This is a genomic window from Blastocatellia bacterium (assembly GCA_035275065.1).
In the GTDB taxonomy this organism is placed as follows: domain Bacteria; phylum Acidobacteriota; class Blastocatellia; order UBA7656; family UBA7656; genus DATENM01.
The window spans coordinates 22,912-41,288 of sequence record DATENM010000061.1 but is presented as its reverse complement, the minus strand read 5'-3'; the positions used below and the strand labels follow the sequence as shown (position 1 = coordinate 41,288).

Annotated in this window: 16 protein-coding genes and 1 tRNA gene; 5 read left to right on the top strand and 12 right to left on the bottom strand. The window is 56.8% G+C overall.

Annotation, left to right across the window (positions count from 1 at the left end; translation table 11 throughout):
• Positions 1-75: 75 nt before the first annotated feature.
• Together VJ464_13940 and VJ464_13935 are read left to right on the top strand one after the other, a co-directional pair.
• Positions 76-546: a MerR family transcriptional regulator gene (locus VJ464_13940; GenBank protein ID HKQ06231.1), complete on the top strand. Its 471-nt coding sequence runs from the start codon at positions 76-78 to the stop codon at positions 544-546.
• Entirely contained in the window at positions 543-3,023 is a 2,481-nt protein-coding gene (locus VJ464_13935) for a VIT domain-containing protein (protein ID HKQ06230.1), read from the top strand. The genes VJ464_13940 and VJ464_13935 overlap by 4 nt, the downstream gene beginning before the upstream one ends.
• A 389-nt stretch (positions 3,024-3,412) precedes the next feature.
• Here VJ464_13935 and VJ464_13930 read toward each other — a convergent pair whose 3' ends face one another.
• The 8 genes from VJ464_13930 to VJ464_13895 form a co-directional block, all read right to left on the bottom strand.
• Positions 3,413-3,991 (bottom strand): DinB family protein, encoded by a 579-nt coding sequence (locus VJ464_13930; protein HKQ06229.1) that lies wholly within the window; start codon positions 3,989-3,991, stop codon positions 3,413-3,415.
• Between the two features lie 24 nt (positions 3,992-4,015).
• The gene (argB, locus tag VJ464_13925) at positions 4,016-4,903 is read right to left on the bottom strand and encodes an acetylglutamate kinase (protein ID HKQ06228.1); all 888 of its coding nucleotides are present in this window, start codon (positions 4,901-4,903) and stop codon (positions 4,016-4,018) included.
• Between the two features lie 102 nt (positions 4,904-5,005).
• Positions 5,006-6,013, bottom strand: coding sequence for an N-acetylornithine carbamoyltransferase (locus VJ464_13920; protein HKQ06227.1), 1,008 nt, complete (start codon positions 6,011-6,013; stop codon positions 5,006-5,008).
• Between the two features lie 14 nt (positions 6,014-6,027).
• Complete coding sequence (locus VJ464_13915; protein HKQ06226.1) at positions 6,028-7,206, bottom strand: aminotransferase class III-fold pyridoxal phosphate-dependent enzyme; 1,179 nt, start codon at positions 7,204-7,206, stop codon at positions 6,028-6,030.
• Positions 7,207-7,244: 38 nt separating this feature from the next.
• On the bottom strand, positions 7,245-8,276 hold the full coding sequence (gene argC, locus VJ464_13910) for an N-acetyl-gamma-glutamyl-phosphate reductase (GenBank protein ID HKQ06225.1): 1,032 nt from the start codon (positions 8,274-8,276) through the stop codon (positions 7,245-7,247).
• The gene (locus tag VJ464_13905) at positions 8,273-9,376 is read right to left on the bottom strand and encodes a hypothetical protein (protein ID HKQ06224.1); all 1,104 of its coding nucleotides are present in this window, start codon (positions 9,374-9,376) and stop codon (positions 8,273-8,275) included. The genes argC and VJ464_13905 overlap by 4 nt, the downstream gene beginning before the upstream one ends.
• A gap of 85 nt (positions 9,377-9,461) precedes the next feature.
• Positions 9,462-10,673 carry an argininosuccinate synthase gene (locus VJ464_13900; GenBank protein HKQ06223.1) on the bottom strand — a complete coding sequence of 404 codons (1,212 nt, stop codon included), beginning with the start codon at positions 10,671-10,673 and terminating at the stop codon, positions 9,462-9,464.
• A gap of 35 nt (positions 10,674-10,708) precedes the next feature.
• Positions 10,709-11,221: an arginine repressor gene (locus tag VJ464_13895; protein HKQ06222.1), complete on the bottom strand. Its 513-nt coding sequence runs from the start codon at positions 11,219-11,221 to the stop codon at positions 10,709-10,711.
• Between the two features lie 72 nt (positions 11,222-11,293).
• On the opposite strand from VJ464_13895, the gene VJ464_13890 reads away from it, so the two are divergent.
• The 3 genes from VJ464_13890 (at position 11,294) to VJ464_13880 (ending at position 13,295) form a co-directional block, all read left to right on the top strand.
• A complete protein-coding gene (locus VJ464_13890) occupies positions 11,294-11,488 on the top strand; it encodes a hypothetical protein (GenBank protein HKQ06221.1) in 195 nt (64 codons plus the stop codon).
• A gap of 281 nt (positions 11,489-11,769) precedes the next feature.
• Positions 11,770-11,845 (top strand) — tRNA-Thr (locus VJ464_13885).
• A gap of 157 nt (positions 11,846-12,002) precedes the next feature.
• Positions 12,003-13,295, top strand: a complete 1,293-nt coding sequence (locus VJ464_13880; GenBank protein HKQ06220.1) for an HNH endonuclease — start codon at positions 12,003-12,005, stop codon at positions 13,293-13,295.
• Between the two features lie 122 nt (positions 13,296-13,417).
• On the opposite strand, the gene VJ464_13875 is transcribed toward VJ464_13880, so the two are convergent.
• The 4 genes from VJ464_13875 to VJ464_13860 all read right to left on the bottom strand — a co-directional run bounded on the left by VJ464_13875 (position 13,418) and on the right by VJ464_13860 (position 18,286).
• The gene (locus tag VJ464_13875) at positions 13,418-13,675 is read right to left on the bottom strand and encodes a hypothetical protein (GenBank protein ID HKQ06219.1); all 258 of its coding nucleotides are present in this window, start codon (positions 13,673-13,675) and stop codon (positions 13,418-13,420) included.
• Between the two features lie 103 nt (positions 13,676-13,778).
• On the bottom strand, positions 13,779-14,543 hold the full coding sequence (locus VJ464_13870) for an ArdC-like ssDNA-binding domain-containing protein (protein ID HKQ06218.1): 765 nt from the start codon (positions 14,541-14,543) through the stop codon (positions 13,779-13,781).
• 52 nt (positions 14,544-14,595) lie between these two features.
• Positions 14,596-14,991: a hypothetical protein gene (locus VJ464_13865; protein HKQ06217.1), complete on the bottom strand. Its 396-nt coding sequence runs from the start codon at positions 14,989-14,991 to the stop codon at positions 14,596-14,598.
• Positions 14,992-15,817: 826 nt separating this feature from the next.
• Positions 15,818-18,286, bottom strand: a complete 2,469-nt coding sequence (locus VJ464_13860) for a TonB-dependent receptor (GenBank protein HKQ06216.1) — start codon at positions 18,284-18,286, stop codon at positions 15,818-15,820.
• Between the last annotated feature and the right edge of the window lie 91 nt (positions 18,287-18,377).

Genomic DNA, 18,377 nt, shown 5'->3' with positions numbered 1-18,377 from the left:
TTAAACGTGACAGTGATATTTTCACTGTGAAGTTAAACGAGTGGGTTCTATAGTCAGGTTAAGGAGGTTCAGCGAGTGGCTGAGTATACGATTAGCGAGCTTGTCAGTTTAAGTGGCGTTAACCGCCGAAACGTACACTTTTACGTTCAACAAGGGTTATTACCGCCGCCACATGGTGCGGGGCTTGGGGCGCGCTACGGCGACGAGCATCTGCTGTGCTTGCGTGCCATCCCGGTTCTGCGAAATCGTGGTTTGCGATTGGATGAAATCCGCGAGCGATTGGCAGGCTCCGACGCTCGCTCGATAGAAGCTTTCCTTGCCGAGGCACCGCGGTCAGCGCCGCTAGATCGTGAACCTCGTTGCGGAACGATGCCAAACTCGGCAAACCCGAAGGCGCAGCATCTTGTGCGGTATACACTTGCGCCCGGAGTTGAGCTACTTGTAGATACTGCTAACTCAACAGCCAGCGCACAGGTAGCAGATTTGATTCAGAGCGCGCAGAAAATCTTTCAACCGAATCCCCAACACAATGGAGGCAAATCATGATCATTAACACCACCCCAATGATAGAAGAGCTACGCATGGGCTGCATGGTTGTCAACAACGCCCCAACCGCATCCTCCCTGCCGCTTGAGCACACGGACGTGGTAGCGCACGTAAGCGGCCCGCTTGCCAGCGTGTCAGTGGCTCAACGCTTCGGCAATTCGTTCTCGGAGCCTGTTGAGCTAGCCTACCTCTTCCCTTTACCTCATGGGGCTGCGATTGTGGATTACGAGCTGCGCATTGGTCAGCGTGTGATTCGCGCCGAGATAAAAGAATTAGAGGAGGCGCGACAGACCTATTCAACGGCTCGCGATCAGGGTCAACGCGCCGGTTTACTTGAGCAGCGCCGGCCAAATCTCTTCTCAGTAGACCTGGCCAACGTACAGCCTGGCGAGACCATACTCGCCACGGTTCGCTACCAGGAGCGACTGCGCTACGACGATGGCTGCTATTGTTTTGTTTTCCCGATGGGGATCACACCTAAGTACCATCAAGACCCGGCTGAAGCGGCCAAGGTAGATGCACCTGTAGCGGCGGCGGGCGAAACTATCGGCACCGTTGACATTGGCATTACCGTAGATGGTGGCGGACCAGCGGATGACCCGCAGAGTCCCTCGCACGAAGTTGAGATCACACGGATGGATGAGCGCCGCTTCGGTGTACGTCTGCTCGGAGACGTAATTCCCAACAAGGATTTTGTGCTGCGCTACAGGGTTGCCGATACTGCCGTGCGTGCTTCTGCATGCACATCAATCAGTGAAGGCGGTTCGACTGTGATCATCACCGCGCTCCCGCCGCGGCTCACCGATGAATTTGAGCCGATAGCGCGTGAATTCATTTTCGTTATTGACCGGTCCGGCTCAATGTCGGGAGAGCCGCTGCTCCAGGCTCGAAATGCGCTTCGATCCTGTCTGCGGTCAATGGGTCCGCAAGACACGTTCAACATCCAGGCGTTCGATGATCGCATAGAATGGTTCAGCCAGTCAGCGAACCCTGTCGTGCAGGCTGCCGTTGAGCAGGCCGACAGGTGGCTTCAAGGCATAAGTGCGCGCGGCGGAACCGACATTCTCGGAGCGATTGATTCTGCTCTGATGTTCAGCTCCGATCCTGAGCGTCAGCGTTACATCGTCTTTCTAACGGATGGGGCGGTCTCGGCAGACGATGAGGCACTGCGTCGCGTTCAGCGGCAGCTTGGCCGCGCTCGTTTATTCACCTTTGGGGTCGGCCCGTCGGTTAACCGTTCTCTGCTGATGCGCATGGCCGAGCTAGGGCGCGGCACGGCTGAATTCCTGCAACTCAACGAGGACATAGAAGAAGCGATCATTCGCTTTCAGGACCGCGTGGCCTACCCGGTGTTGCAGGACATCACACTTAACTGGGAAGGTGTGACGGCATGGGATATATATCCGGCCCGCCTGCCCGATCTTTACATCGGGCAGCCGCTCGAGCTGGTCGCCCGAATGCGCGAGAACGGTCAGGGCCCCGGCCGGTTGAGGATCTCAGGACGAAATGGCAATCTACCGATCACACTCGATGTTGAGCTACCGCCCGCCACTACTGCTGAGCCCGTCATCACCCGCGCATGGGCGCGCGCCAGGGTGGACGCTCTGCTGGACGGTCTACGCGATGAGCCGGGTCGGATAGGCGCTTTACGCGCAGAGATTATTGGGCTCAGTATCGCACACAGACTGCTGACCCCGTTCACTGCTTTTGTAGCTGTCGACAACGAAGTAGCTGAACGGCTGTCGGACAAGCCAAGGCGTGTATCGGTCGCCGTGCCTTTGCCCGAGGGTCTAAGGATGGAAGGCTTTGTCGGCGCGCCAATGGTCAATGCAGCGCCGCTGTCTGTCCCGCCCATGCAGGCTCGCGTGGTGCCTGGTCGCCCTCTTGCTCGTCGGGCGCATTCTATGATGGAGCGCGCTATGCCCGCCGCGGACGCAGACCAAATGATGGAAATATCCGAGCAAGCCCGAGTTGTTGCAAGCGCCCCATTCTCTGAGATAGCAGCCGCCCAGCAGCAGACGACTGAAGAGCAATTGCGGTGGTTAGCGCGCATACAGAACGTATCCGGCTCGTGGGGGACTGGTGAGGCCGAAGTTGAGCAGACAGCAGCGGCTATGCTCGCATTCGTGCGCGCGGGTCAGACCCATCGCGCCGGTCACTACCGACGCCAGCTTGCCAGGGCGGCCAAATGGCTGGTTGCCGCGACTGCGCAAGGTTTCGCCCAATACGCGCGTGCTCAGGCGCTGACCGAACTCGCCGCTGCTACTGGCGATTCAGCAATTGCACGCGCAGCGCAATTAGCGCAGACCGGGCCGCCCGCAAAAAGCATTGTGCTCAGCGAGCCCTTGTCTACGCTCGATCAGTTGCGGGCAGCCGCACTCGCACGTCAAGTCAAAGAGGTTGCGCCAACATTGTTCAGCGGCGCCCAGGCTGATCTGGCGCGTGTATGGATGGCAGCGCTTGTAGCCGGTCAATAACTGGAGCTACGCACCGCTTCAGAATTTGAAGGCTTGCGGTGAACTGGCGACGAACTTGATTGCGCGAGGGCAACCTCGCGCAATCAATCTTAATTCGCATACCTGTGGAGCTGTCGGCCCTGAGGGTTGGGCTCGATCAATTGAACGAATTAATAAGAGAAGCATATCGAGAATTACGCGAGAGGCGGCGCATTCCTAACGATCAAAATGAACAAGGTTGATCCGAGCAGGCTTAAGCAACGCCCGCCTAACAAACGCCTGCAACGGAGGCCGCGAAGCGAGTTTCTCACCGCTCCATCCGTGTCACACGCGGCCCCGCTGATGCCAGGCGTTAGGCGAGTTTCCGAGTCACCAGGTCTTCCGCGCCGCGAAGCGTTCTGCTTTCGCCGTCAACGGACTCCTTTCGGAAAGCCCTCCGCCTCAGACACCCGCGTGGCCTGAAGCAGGTGTCTTCTCTCGTGGTTGATGATGATTCGGTAAGCATCGAGCAGACTATAGGTGATGAAGCCTGTGACCGGGGAGGGGATTTTGATTCTCTCTAAATCCAAACCTTCGGTGGCTTTCATGTACTTGATCACCTGATCCTGTTGTTCGACGAATCGGCGGATGATCGCCTCATCAACCGTGCTGCTTGATGGGCGAAAAATCTTCGGGGCTTTCAGCCTACGTTGGGATTCAGGGGCGACGGCCTTGATGAGCAGTTTCCCCCAAACGGCGGGAAGCCAGGGCAGGCGCTCCCAGAGCGTCGTCTTTTTCTCCCCACCGAGGACCTGCTCGAAGATCGGGAAATAGGCGACGTTGGCCGTCACCAGATGGTCGAAGCACTGGGCGACGCTCCACCGCTCTGCGCTCGGCTTCCAGTTAAGCTGCGGGGCCGTCAAATCGCCAAAGGCCGCCAGGGTCTGATCCGTAATGGCGCTTGCCGCGGAGACTAATGCGGATAGATGCTCGCCTTGATTTCTTGTCATCTCCAGCTCCGTTGCTGAATCACGCTATGAGGTGATCATCGTGCCGGCGCCTTCGTCGGTGAAGACTTCGTAGAGCAGGGCGTTGCGGCGGTTGCCGTTGATGATGTGAGCGCTGCGCACGCCGCGGCGAATCAGTCGAGCAATCGCCGCGATCTTCGGCAGCATGCCGGCGGAAACCGTCTTATCTTTGACCAGCGTTTCGGCCTCGTCCACGGTCAGCCGCGAAATCCGCGATGACGGATCGTTGCGGTCGCGCAGGATGCCATCGACATCGGTGAGCAGGATGAGCTTCTCGGCTTCGAGGTGCGCGGCAATCTCGGCGGCAATCGTGTCGGCATTGATGTTGTAGACGTTACCTTGTTCGTCGGCGCCGAGCGACGAGATAACCGGCACGTAACCGTTGTCGAGCAGCAGGCGCAGCAAGCGGACGTTGATCTCGACGATGTCGCCGACGTGACCGAAATCTACCATCTCGACTTCGCCGGTCTCCTGGTTGAGCACATTTTGAATCTCGCGCCGCCGCGCCTGGATGATGTCGCCGTCAACACCCGACAGCCCGACCGTGTCGGCCCCTGCGCGCCGCAGCGCAGAGATGATGTCCATGTTGATCTGGCCGGCGAAGACCATCTTCGCCACTTCGAGGGTGTCGGCGTCGGTGACGCGCCGGCCATTGACCATGCGCTGAGCGATGCCGAGGCGCTCGGCAATCGTCGTCAACTGCTTGCCGCCGCCGTGAATCACCGCCACAGGGATGCCGACCTGATTTAGCAACGTGATCTCTTCGGCCAGCGAGTTGAGCCGCTCCTGGTCTTCGGTGACCTTGCCCGATAGCTTGACGACGAAGGTCTTGTTCTTGAAGCGCTGAATGTAAGGCAGCGCCTCGCGCAGCAGGTCTAAGCGTTCTTGAAGCATAAGAATCAGGAGTCAGGAGTCAGGAGTCAGGAGTCAGAATAAAAATGGAGGCGAAGCCGACTTCCTTATTCATTCTGTCTTCTGACTCCTGACTCCTGACTTCTACAGGATTGATGCCAGCACGGCTTTCTGCACGTGCAGGCGGTTTTCGGCTTCGTCAATGGCGGCGCACTGCGGCCCGTCGAGCACGCCGTCGGTGACGACGACGTTACGGCGCACCGGCAGGCAGTGCATAAACCAGCCGTCGGCGGTCGAGCGCATCACCTCTTCATCGATGCGCCAGCCTTTGTACTGCTGGCGCAGAGCAAGGTCTTCTTCCATGCGACCGTAGAACTGTTTCGCGCCCCAGCTCTTCGCGTAGATGATTCGGGCACCGGCGCAGGCTTCGCGCTGGTCGCGGGCAATCGTCACCCGCCCGCCGCTCGTGCGCGCAGCGCTCTCGATCTCCTGCATCACTTCATCGCCCAGATCATATTCCGGCGGGCAAGCGATGGTCAGGTCAAGACCCATCTGCGCGCTAATCAGCGCGAACGAATTGGGCACCGCCATCGGCAGCGGCTTTGGGTGATAGGCCCACGACAAGACGACGCGATGCGGGCCAAAGCCGCCGAGCTTTTCGCGCATCGTCATCGCGTCGGCCAGCGCCTGAAACGGATGATGGCGCGACGATTCAAGATTGACCACCGGCACGTCACTGTATTCAGCAAAGCCGCGCACCACCGGGTCAATGATTTCCGCGGCGTAATCTTTCATCTCCGGGAAGGCGCGCACGCCGATGGCCGCAACGTAACGCGACAACACGCGCGCCGCTTCTTTGATGTGTTCGGTCTTGTCGCCGTCCATCACGATGCGGTCGCGATATTCCAGGCTCCACATGCCACGGCCCACATCGAGCGTCACCGCATTGCCGCCGAGGTCATACACGGCAATCTCCATCGAGGCGCGGGTGCGCAGGGACGGGTTGAAAAAAACCATCGCGACGCTGCGACCGGCAAGCGGGCGCTCGCGATACTCGCCCGCCTTGACGCGCGCCGCGAGGTCAATGAGCGCCGTCAGCTCGTCGCCGCTGAAGTCTGCGGTGCTGAGAAAGTCTCTTCCCTTCAATTGCATTTCAACTCTCAAATTCAAAACTGCATGGTTGCCAGCTCGCTCAAGAACAGATCGATCTCGGCGCGCCTGAGCGTCAGCGGCGGCAACAGTCTTAGCACGCTCGGGTCGTCGGCAAGGCCGGTGATGATCTTGCGGGCGAGCAGGGCTTGTTGATAAGGCCGGGCGCTCTCGCTCTTGAATTTAATGCCGACCAGATAGCCCAGACCACGCAGCTCGGCGACCTGAGGCAGCTTGCCGAGCTCCGCGTAAAGATACTGGGAGTTGGCGCGCACGTTGTCGAGAAGGTGTTCGTCGCCGATGACGTCAATCGTCGCTTCGAGCGCCGCGCAGGCCAGCGGGCCGCCGCCAAAGGTCGTGCCCAGATCACTGAGCTTGATCTCGCCGGCGATCTCTTCGGTCATCAGCACCGCGCCCATCGGCACGCCGCTGGCGATGCCTTTGGCGAGCGTCACCATGTCAGGCACGACTTCATAGCGGCCCGCGAAAAAGTATTCGCCGGTGCGTCCCATGCCAGTCTGCACTTCGTCATAAATCAACATGGCTTCGGCGCGGTCGCACAGCTCGCGCAACGCCCGATAGAACTCCGGCGAGCCCATGCGCGCGCCGCCCATGCTCTGAATCGGCTCAAGGATCACTGCCGCCGTCTGCTCGTCGATCAGGCTCTCGATGGCGGCAACGTCGTCAAACGGCGCATAGGCGTGGCCGGCAAGCATCGGCGAAATGCCTTCGCGGTATTTGGGTAAGCCAGTAGCCGCCAGCGACCCCGGCGTGCGCCCGTGGAAGCTGCCGTCGAAAGAGACCACTTTGTCGCGACCCGTAAGCTTGCGGGCAATCTTCAACGCGTTCTCGTTGGCCTCTGTGCCCGAGTTGCAGAAGAACGCTTTGCGGTGCAGCGGGTGGGCGATGTCAACCAGCTTGCGTGCCGCCCGCGCCCGCGTGTCGTTATAGACGAGGTTCGAATAAAAGATCAAGCGCCCGGCCTGCTCGCTGATGGCGCGGACGATGCGCGGGTGTGAATGCCCGGTTGACACCACCGCGTGGCCGCCGTAGAGGTCGAGGTAACGCTCGCCCGCGCTGGTGTAGACCCAAACGTCTTCGCCGCGCTCGACGACGAAAGGGAACTTCTTATAAGTTGCGACCTGGTACTGCTCTTCAACGTCAATGATGCTTTCCGTCTGCGGTTGCGTGCTCACTTGATTCTCCTCTGCAAATGAATTGGCCGTCGCGGGCATTAAGGGTTCGTGCCTGCCAGTATCAGCCCGGTTCGCTCAGGGATGCCGAACATCAGATTCATGTTTTGCACGGCCTGGCCCGCCGCGCCTTTGACGAGATTGTCCAGGGCCACAAAGACGATCACCGTGTCGTCCTGCGTGGCATAGCCGATGTCAACGAAGTTCGTGCCCTTCACCCAGTTGATGTCCGGCGAGCCGTTGACCGGGCGAATGAAAAATTCATCGCCATAGAAACTTCGTAGCAATTCACCGACCTGCTCATGACTCGTCGCTTGATTGGTCGTCAGGTAGAGCGAGGCGAAGATGCCGCGCACCGCCGGCAGCGAATGAGTCTGCAAGACCAGTCGGCTCGTGTCTTGCCATCGCGGGCTGACGGCGGCGAGCAGTTGCTCGACTTCGGGCTGGTGCTGGTGCGCGAAGGTTTTGTAAGCGTAAAAACTATTGGCGCGCTTCGGGTGATGCGTATTGGCCGCGGGCTTAGCGCCCGAGCCGGATGAGCCGGTCTTCAGGTCGGCGATGATCTTGCCGCTAATCGCGCCCGAAGCGACGAACGGATAAAGCCCGAGCGCCAGCGCCGTCGCAAAGCAGCCGGGATTGGCGATGCGCGTTGCCTCTTTGATCTGCGCGCGGTTGACTTCCGTCAGGCCGTAGACGAAATCGCGCTGCGCCGCCATCTGCGTCTGCTCGAAGCCGTAGAACTGTTTGAACACCGCGGCGTCGCTCAGACGAAAATCGCCCGACAGGTCAATGCATTTAACGGTTCGCGGCAGCCCTGGCACGATCCCCATCGCCTGCCCGTGCGGCAAGGCGAGAAAGAGACAATCAAGCTCGCCAAGCTCAGCGGCATCGGGCACTGCGGTGAACTGCAAATCGGTCAGCCGCGCGAGATTCGGATGCACCGCATCAACGCGCTTGCCGGCGTGCTCGTTCGCCGTCACCAGCTTGATCTCGACCCGCGGGTGGAACAGCAGAAGGCGCAGCAATTCGCTGCCGCCATAACCTGACCCGCCGAGGATGCCGACTTTGATCATTGCTTCACCCCAACTGCCCACTGCTCGACTTTTTCTTTGACCAAACTCGCCAGTTGCTCGCCGTGATTGACGGCGTTGGCGGCGGCGACGCCGAGATGCTCGCGCACATAATCGGCGCCCATCTGTGAATCGGTGACCGGGCCGCTCATCACGTCAATCTTGACGCCGTGCGCCGCCAGCAGCTCGCGCCCGCCCCACGCGCCGACGAAGTCCGAAGCGCAAAAGACCAGCGCCGCCGTCGCTCGCATCAACTCGGCGTCATTGAAAATCGTTTCGACCGAATAGCCGCCGAGCAAGCCGTCGCCCAGCTCGATCACCGCGCAGTCGGGCTCGACCTGCGCCAGCTCTTCAATCACGCCCTTGGCCATCGGCGCCAGATCGTTGACGCCTACGGTTGAGGGCAAGCCGCAATCAAGAAAGCTCAAGGTCTTGACCGCGCCGTGATCCTGCATGTTGAGCGTGTCGCGCAGGCAGGCGACGCCCGACAGCTTGGCCGCCGCGACCCGCAGGCCGGCGCGCGTCAGGTGCTTGATGATCTCGGTCACGGCGTAGGTCTTGCCCGAATTCATGCAAGTGCCGGCGACCAACACCAGCGGCGTCGTCGTTGTAAGCCGAGCGCGTGACGCAACCGCGCCTTCGCTGATATTGAGAATGCGACCTTCACTTAACGGCATGCCGATGACTTCGACCTCAATGGCGTTGTTGAGACTGTGATGATGGCCGAGGCACTGGCCGACCAGGCCGCCGAGGTTGAGCAGGTGCAGACGGTCGCCGGCCTTGAGGCTCTCCGGCACGTCGCCGACGAAGCCTTTCAGCGCCCGCCGGTAACCGAGCACGCCGGCAATGATGTCGCCGGGGTTGATCTTCGCCATGCGGCCCGTCACCAACTCAAGCGTGTTGTACGTCGCGTTGTCCGTGAGCGTGCGGACGACGACGACGTTACCGGCGCGCGCTTCGCAGCGCGTCGTAATCTCCAGCTCGTGCGGCAGATTGAGGTTGACGGTTGACGAAGCGATCTTGTCAACCCGCACCAATCGCACGTCGGTGTCGGGCGCGTCTATCACCGCGGCCGTCCTGGCTATAGTCTGCTGACTGCTCATCGGTCTGCCCCCTGTGTAGCGCGAGCCGGCAGCTTGCGCCGGTATCGCACTCGGTCGGAATGATTACGCAGGCTGCCGGCTCGCGCTACTTCTCGTGTGCCGCCAGCTTCCGCATTCTTAGGCGCAAGGCGTTGAGCTTGATGAAGCCCTCGGCGTCGCGCTGGTTATAGACGGTGTCGCGCTCGAAGGTGGCAAAGGCTTCGGAGTAGAGCGACAGCGGCGAGCGCCGGCCCGTTACCATGCAGTTGCCTTTGTAGAGCTTCAGCCGCGCCGTGCCGGTGACATTCTTTTGCGTTTCGTCAATCATCGCGCGGATGACTTCAAACTCCGGCGTGTACCAGAAGCCATAGTAGATCATCTCGGCGATGCGCGTGTTGAGCGAGTCCTTGATGTGCGCGACTTCGCGGTCCAGTGTCAGCGACTCGACGGCGCGATGCGCGGCTTGCAGGATGGTGACGCCGGGCGTCTCATAGACGCCGCGCGACTTCATGCCGACGAAGCGATTCTCGACCAGATCGATGCGCCCGATGCCATGCTCGCCGCCGATCTTGTTGACGCGGTCGAGCAAATTCGCCGGCGACAGCTGCTCGCCGTCAACCGCCACGGGAATGCCGGCTTCGAATTCGATCTCGACATACGCGGGCTTATCCGGCGCCTCTTCGGGCGAGCGCGTCAGGATGAAGATATTGTCAGGCGGCTCGGCCCACGGGTCTTCGAGGATGCCGCCTTCATAGCTGATGTGCATCAAGTTGCGATCCATCGAATAAGGCTTCTCTTTGGTCGCGGTCACTGGAATCTCGTGGCGCTCGGCGTAAGCGATCAAGTCCGAGCGCGACTTGAAGCCCCACTCGCGCCACGGCGCGATCACCCGGATGTTCGGTTCCAGCGCGTAGTAGGTCAGCTCGAAGCGCACCTGATCGTTGCCCTTGCCGGTCGCGCCGTGTGCGACGGCGAGCGCCCCTTCCTGGCGAGCAATCTCGATCTGCTTTTTGGCAATCAGCGGACGGGCGAGCGAGGTGCCCATCAGATAAACGCCTTCATAGACGGCGTTGGCTTTGAGCGCCGGGAAGACAAAGTCGCGCACGAACTCTTCGCGCAGGTCCTCGACGTAGAGCTTTGCGGCGCCGGTCGCCATGGCTTTCTCTTCAAGCCCGCCCAACTCTTCGGCCTGCCCGACGTCGGCGGCAAAGCAGATGACCTCGCAGCCATAGGTTTCTTTGAGCCAGCGCAGGATGACCGACGTATCCAGGCCGCCGGAATAAGCGAGCACGACTTTATCAATCTTCTCTTTCGTCATTTGATGACTCCTTATTGAATAATTGCAGGCGATGATCAGCGCGGACGTGCGCTGCTGCGCGCCGACCGGCGGCGCGCGCCGTTGCTCTGCGGCGTTGACCTTAAAGGCTGTCGGCGCGGCGCGGCGGCTTCGACGGTGACCGGCGCGAACAGCCGGGTGATCTGCTTGATCGCGGCGCGCTGCGCGTCCAGGTCTTTGACAGCGACCATCAGCGTATCGTCGCCGGCGACCGTGCCGACGATTTCGCTGATGCCGGCGCGGTCAATGGCGAGCGCCGTCGCCGACGCCTGGCCGATGACCGTCTTGATGACGATCAAGTTATCGCCGGCAGTATCCACAGCGACTACGGGGCTGCCGGCGATAGCCGCCTGCGGCGCGGTGTAGCGGCCTTGCAGCTTAGTCAACCCGAGTTCGACGATGTCGCGCGAGATGCTTGACTGTGTCGCCTCGATGCCGCGCCGCCGCAGTTCGCGCGCCAACTGTTGCTGTGTGGCGACGCGCCGTGCGCCGATAATCTCCAGGATGTTTTGTTGCCGCGTTGTCTTCATAATTCTGATTGAATATGCGGCAATACTGCATATTCTTGAATAAGATGCATAATTATGCATCAAGGTTGGGCGATGGTCAAACTGTTTAGGCGGGATAGTGTTGGGAGAGCAAGCAAGGATGTGATCGCCGGTTTCGCCAAGAACGAGCGTTACGTCCGTGATGATGAGCCTTTGACTGATGAACTGGCTATTGCCGACTCGCGGGTGACAAGCCATTCCTTCTTCTTGAAGGGAATCGTGAATACCGGGCCGGAAAGCGTTGCGTGACGCTGGTATCCCCGACATCAACTTTCACTGTACGGGGCGGATACTTTTGGCACAAGGGCGATAGATGGTGGTACACCGATCAGCGCGGTGAAAGAAGTGAGGGGTCACATAGACAGCCACACCACAATGCGGTATGTTCATAGAACAGAAGAAGGAAAGCGTCGAGCGGTTGAAGCGGCGGCTAAAAGTAGGGTACAATCAAACCCTGCCACAAATCTGCCACAAGCTGATATGGCAACGGCGTGAGTGGCTCTTTTAATTTATAGATAAAACAAAGGGTTGCCAGCGTAGCTCAGTTGGTAGAGCATCGGTTTCGTAAACCGGAGGTCAAGGGTTCGAGTCCCTTCGCTGGCTCCATAAAAACAATGATTTAGGGCTACCTTGATGGTAGCCTTTGCTATATGGGCCACATTGAGGGCCACATTGAAAACGAAGATTGTTTCATAAGCCAATTCTGCGCGTTTACAGGCCATCCTACATTAGAGGCTGAGTAATAGCGGAAAGGAAGTAACAAATGATTCCGCTCATCAGATCATTCAAACGACATTATCATCGGGTTAAGGGATTGCTCCCAAAGATGTACCGCACAGGTTCATTTCAGTTTCAAGTCAAGTTTGACCAGACCAGTGGTGAAGCAAAATGTGAAACTCCTGATCCTAGCGAAACTGTACGATTTGTCGTTTTAATGCGGCCTTTCTTAAACCCTTTAGAACCCATCTACTACGCAAATGTATGGAGTTTCTTGCGTGACAAATTTGCAGCAGAAATTGCTCCTGAGATTGTTGAGGGAGTTGAAAAGTTCATTGCGGAAATGAACAATGGATATATTCCTATCAACTATAACGACGAAGTTCTTACCGCAGAAAAAATCTATCGGCTAGTGGCCGAGGGCAACTATTTTGCAGAGGAGGAGGAATTCTTAAACCGACTAAAAGAAATCACTAGCGTCCCAATCATGGGACCATTACTTGAGCATTCTTTCTATACCTATAATGAGCAAGCTTTTGTTTTGGCAACAAACCTTCTCAAGGTTATTCATCAGATAGAACAGACTGAGACCTATAAGGTACTTGTTGATGTTTCACCTAAAGGTGAAAACCGCTGTATTTTTTGTTTGACGACATCCGGCGATTTTTCAACCGAGGAGCATATATTCCCAGAGTCTTTGGGCAATGACGAATTAATCTTACCAAAGGGTATGGTCTGCAAGAACTGTAACAACAATGTGCTATCGCCACTGGATCAAGCATTGGTTGAATTCCCACCCATTGGAATGTTGCGAGTATATTATCTCCCTTATACCAAAAAGGGGAAGCTTCCCAAGACTGAGTTTGGTGATGTTACTATCGAGAAAACTCATCCGCGACACATTAAATGGACTGCAAAGGAAGGTGCAAATCCCTTCACAGAAGAAACAGAGCTAGAAGATGGCCGGTTCAAATTCAGCTTCCATTTAGAATCAAAGAAGGCAGCCGAGTATACTGCACTCCAAAGGGCTTTGTATAAGATTTCTTTAGGAATGGCGGCGTTTGACAAAGGGCAAGAATATGCATGTAACAGTAGATTTGACGCGGCAAGGGCATTCATCTTGGGTAAGGGGGATGCTCCGAATAAGGTACTGTGCCGCAAACATAGCCAACCGAATCCAGAGATCAGCATAGTATCTTATCTTGATTGGCCGGAAGGGACTGCCCTTGCTATCAGTATCTTTGGTTTAGTTTTTTTACTCAACCTTGAGGAGAAACCACCTATGGAAATCAATGAGATATTGACGCAGGCCGGCTTTATTTATCTCCCAGAAGAGTAAAGCAGATAATCCGAGAAACAGAGAACCAGGGCCATTCAAAGGTGGCCCTGGCTGCTTAAGAATTCCGGTTCATCTTTGATTCTTAGTCTTTGGGGGAGATACCCTTTCCTCTTATTGCTTGCTTACTCTTGCCTGAACTTCCTGATGAGAATGCGAAGATAATCTTCCTTCAGGTCCGAGTAGAAGCTGCCCAGCCGGATTACTTCATCAATGGCTGACTGAATCAATACGAATGCATCCGTCGGGTCCTTTTTCTCTTTGATGCCTTCCAGGAGCAAGATTAGGCTGTCGGGGTCGCCCTCTTGTGCTCGGAATGCCAAATCTGCGGCCTCTTTGTGCGTGAGATTGATTTGCTTTGGCTCGTCATTATCGGTATTCATGGATTGTCCTCCCTTCGTGGTGGATGAGAGAGGCAGGACTCAGGGTGCAAGTCTTGGCCTGCCTCTCCGTTGATTGTTTGGACTGTGAGCCATCACAATCCTGTTAAGATAGCTGCCCTGCCTTCAAGATTCGATCAGCAGCCCCGAAAATCTTCATCGCTGACTTTTCAGGGATTACCTCTCCCTTCAGCCAGGATTGGATGTACCCTCTACAAAACCTAGTCCCCGGCAGGCTCAGGGACTCACAGAGAAGCATCGCCACTGCTTCTGCCTCTGTCTCTCGGAGGCTTCTGGGCGTGATTTCTGAGTCCGCGAAGGAGGCTTCTGCCGTGTGGCCTAGCTCGATGTGGGCCAATTCGTGAAACAGCGTTTTATGGGGCATTGCAGCCATAGGAGAGACCGCCACCTGGCTCTTCTGAGCATAGCCTTGCACGTTGCCATTGGTTTCTGTGAATGAGATTTCCTCGATGCTTAATGCGGCAAGGGCTTTCTCTTTATTCCAGGCTGGCATCTCAGGCATCGGCACAGACTCTCCCTCGGTCTGAGCTAAGACAAACCAATGTGGCTTCCAGACAAAGGTAGTAATAACCGTTTGATCCTCTCCACTGCTTTCATCTTTCATCTTTCTGGTGAGAGGCATACATAGCCATATCGCCTTTTGGCCTTTCTTCACCTGTCGCCCTAGCTTCTGCCATCCCGGATAGGTATTGATTGGCCCTGGCTCTATACCTCTAATCTGGCATTGAATCATTGCTGCTACCTGATTCCCCAGGCTATAGCCATGAAACGCGCTGTAGGCTTTGAGAATCAATCCCGGTTGTCTGACTGCTTGCTGTAGTAGCTCTACCCATTTCGTCTGATTGTCCATAATTCCTCCATAAAGTGAAATGGGATAGGCTCTTGACCTATCCCCATCTCATTCACCGCGCATAAAGCATCAGGTAGTAAGCCCGGTCAAACTCATAGGCAGGATGGTTGCGAACATTCTTGAGGTTGAATGCCCATGCCCTGGTCTCTGCGCTACGCTTGCCAAACTCTCTGAAATCGCCCTGCCTGCTGTGGTACTCGACATGGCATGTCTCGTGAGCTGGCGATACTTGAGTCCCGCCATTGCTGCGGTAGATGGGATGATGGAGGTTTATGGGCTGGTCTTGAGTAACCTCAAGCTTACAGAAGTAGCAGATTAGAGGCTCATTTCCGATAGAGGCAGAAGCTTCTAACAGTTCTTGAGTCTGTGCCTGTGTGTTATAACCTGAATAGGTTTGCTCACCTATGAGGCTCTTGAGATCAGTAGGTGAAGAGGAGTATTCTTGCATTGTCTATTCCTTTCGTCACGGTTAGGGGTGGACAACTCAAAAGGCTAGAGGTTGCCGCCTCTGGCCTTTCGTCTTTTGGCGCTCAAGTAATCAACTCGCAATTAACTATATGCATATCGAAATAGTTTGTCAAGAAAATTCTTTCGATTGACAAAGGTTTTTATTGGGTGTATAAAATGCCTATGAAACTGCTTTCAACGTCACAAGCAGCGAAGAAGCTGGGGATTAGTCCTGCAAGAGTCCAACAGTTGATCTGGGCTAAGAAGTTACCTGCCCAACAGGTGGGGCGTGGGTATGTAATCAATGAGTCAGACTTGAAGTTAGTAGAAGATCGCAAGCCAGGCAGACCACCTAAGCAGACAAGCACGAAAGCGAAAGATAAAGTGGTGGGATAATCGTGTGTTGACGTTCATGCCCTGTAGAATGTGGGTATGAAATTGCCCCTTCCGGTTGTTCTGGGTAGTATTATAGCGTACTGGCTCCCGGCTTGCCGTCGCACTCAAAGAGAGGTAGTGGTGCCGCAGTGTGTTGATAATAAGAATGAAATTGGTTGAATGTTGACGCGAAATCGAAAGACTTCACCTACATCACCATAGCAATCAACCTTGCGAGATTCGTAGCTCTTGAATCAGACCTTATAGTCGTTCGGTCCAGATTGGCATACTCTAAAATAGCTGATTGATCCTTCATAACGCTTCTGGCCTGAGAACGCCGATTCCGTCCATCCTTCGCCGGTCATAGAAGACTGAGTCTGTTAGTTCTGCGAGTGTCCATCTCCGAACCCGCATAAAGTTATGGTTCGGAGATGGACACTCGCGTTCAGCAGTCAGAAGGTGAAGCCAAGCTGAGCCTGGAAGCTGCGCGGCGGGACGAAGTGTGTGCCGCTGAAGGTCGAAAGGAAATTATACAGCGCCTCTTTGTTCGTCAGGTTGATCGCCGACAGGCGCAACGTCACACGCTTCTGCTCGGTGCGTAGCAAGTTATCGGTGCCGACACTCAGATCAAACAGGTGACGTGGCGCGATCCGCGGCGGATTGTGATCGTCGTCTTCGGTGCCGTCCGCTGGAATGCGCACTCGCGTTGCTCCTCGATGTGCATCCGTACAATCGGTTAGCCCTTGCGTCGGCGTAGCAAAAACATTCCCGCAAAACAGGCCGATCTGCGCCTGCTGATCCGGTGTCAATGTCAGCGCCGTGGCAAAGTCTGGCACCGAGCCGGCGACCAAGCCGCTATCGTAACGCCACGAGAAAGACACATACGGCAGTAACTGCTTAAACTGATTGAACTGATACTGTACCTGCGCGTTCGTTTGAAACGCCTGATCGTGGTCGATGCGGAAGACCCCGGCTGGTAGGTCTGAGTTGAAGAACAGGCCGCCGCTCTCTGGCGGGAAGTAGCGCGCCCGCGTGTGCCCGGCGGTGAAATAGGCCGACAGCCCCTTGTAGTTGGCCAGCGTCACGCGCACTGCTACGCCGTCAATCTTCGATTTGTCCCAGGAAATCGGGAATGCAATCGGCGTATTCAAAATGACATTGAAGTCGTAGGCGTTGCGGGTGTACTTCCAGAAGTAATCCCCGTCTACGATAATGAAGCGCCCGATGCCCTGCTGGATGCCGACATTGAACTGATTGCGCCTGCCGGGTTTCAGCGGCTGTGCCGTCGCTTCGCCGAGTATACCATCTGCCAGACCGCCTGCGCCGGTCACGCTCGACAGCACCAAGTTTTCGTTATAAGGCGTCTCGAAGTTGCGCGTGTAGGAGGCGCGCAGCACCGTATTCGTGGGCTTGATGCTATACGATACGCCGACTCTCGGCTGCAACAGGCTGCCGTGGCTGATGCCGTCGTAGTTGTCATAGCGCAAGCCGAGATTGAGCGCCAGGCTGTGCAAGGTGATCAGGTCTTGCGCGTAGACTGCCTCCTGCTTGATGTCGGCGTGTCCATGAAACGTGAACAGACTGCCGCCGCGCGTCAGATCGAATGGCGCAAGGCCCGGCAGGAAATCTGGACTCGCCGGGTCATTGAAGGCCGGGTCGGTGATGCCGAATTGAAAGTTCTCCGTCAGCAGGGTGTGCTGCAACTGGACGCCAACTTTCGCGTTGTGAATGCCCTGGTTGTAGGCAACATCGGCCTTGACGCCGACATTGTTGAGCCGGCGCTGCTGGTTGATGGTCTGGGTCTCATCAGAGAAGGGATCGGCGCTGGGAAGGTACTTGACGACATCGAGCCGGTAATACGGATTGATGGTCAGCAGGGTTGACTGGTTAAACGTGTGCACATATCCAAGGGCAAGGTTGATGGTGTGCACCAACTGCCGCTGGTCTTGACCGAGGGCCTCTTGATCGAAGGTGTTCGGCACCTGAAAGAAGTTGCGCACGAAATAGAGGTTCAGGTGCAACGCATCCTGCGAGGTGGGATTGTAATCGAGCCGGTCAAAAAGGCCGGCGGTTCTTCCCTTATCGTGCAGAGGGGTGAACTCCGGCGCGTCGAGAAAGCGCCCGGAGCGCTCGAAGTTGAAGGCCGTGAAATTGCCTGCCTTCGCGCCACCGAAGCCGAAGGTGGCTTCTTCCTGTGTCGTGCCAAACGTGCCGTAGAGCGCCGAAAGACTGCCGGTCGGCTTGTGCAGTCCGAGGCCTGACTTAGTGATGGCATTAATCACCATGCTCGTCTTGTCGCCGAACTCGGCGGGCACTGAGCCGGTGATGACTTCCAGCGATTGAATGGCATTGACCGGTATCTGCGTCGAAAACGCCTTGCTCTGCTGGTCGGAGATGGGCTGGTTATCGAGCGAGATGGAAGATTCAAAGTGATCGCCGAGCGGGTGGGGCGCGCCGTTGGAGTCGGCCGCGACGCCCGGCGCCGCCGCCGTCACCACATCACTTAATCCCGACCCCGGACTCCTGATGGGCATTCGGTTAATCCGCGACTGGTCAATGTCGGTGTGCGCTGACGGAACATTTTCGATGAGAATTTCGCCACCCGTGATTTCAACACTTGCTTCGGTGCCGCCTACGGCAAGCGGAATCTTCAAGCTCAGCGGAACCGATGAGCGCACATCCAGCGCCTGTTGCGCCGAGTTGAAACCACTCGCCGAAACGCTCAGGCTATACTTGTTTGGCGGAACATTAATGAAGCGGAATGCTCCTGCATCATCTGTCGTCGCTTTGCGGTTGTAACCCGTCTGCGCGTTTTCGAGTGTCACGGTGGCTCCGGGGATGACGGCGCCGTTGGGGTCTGTCACCGTACCTTCAACAGTTCCTGCGGTCAAGGATTGCGCCAATGCCGGCAGCCCGTCCATTGCACTCGCCACAAAAATGAAGAGGACGGCTATTGCTGCCCCCCTTTTCAAGTCAACCCGTGAGAAAACCCGGCAGGCCAGAGCCCATGAT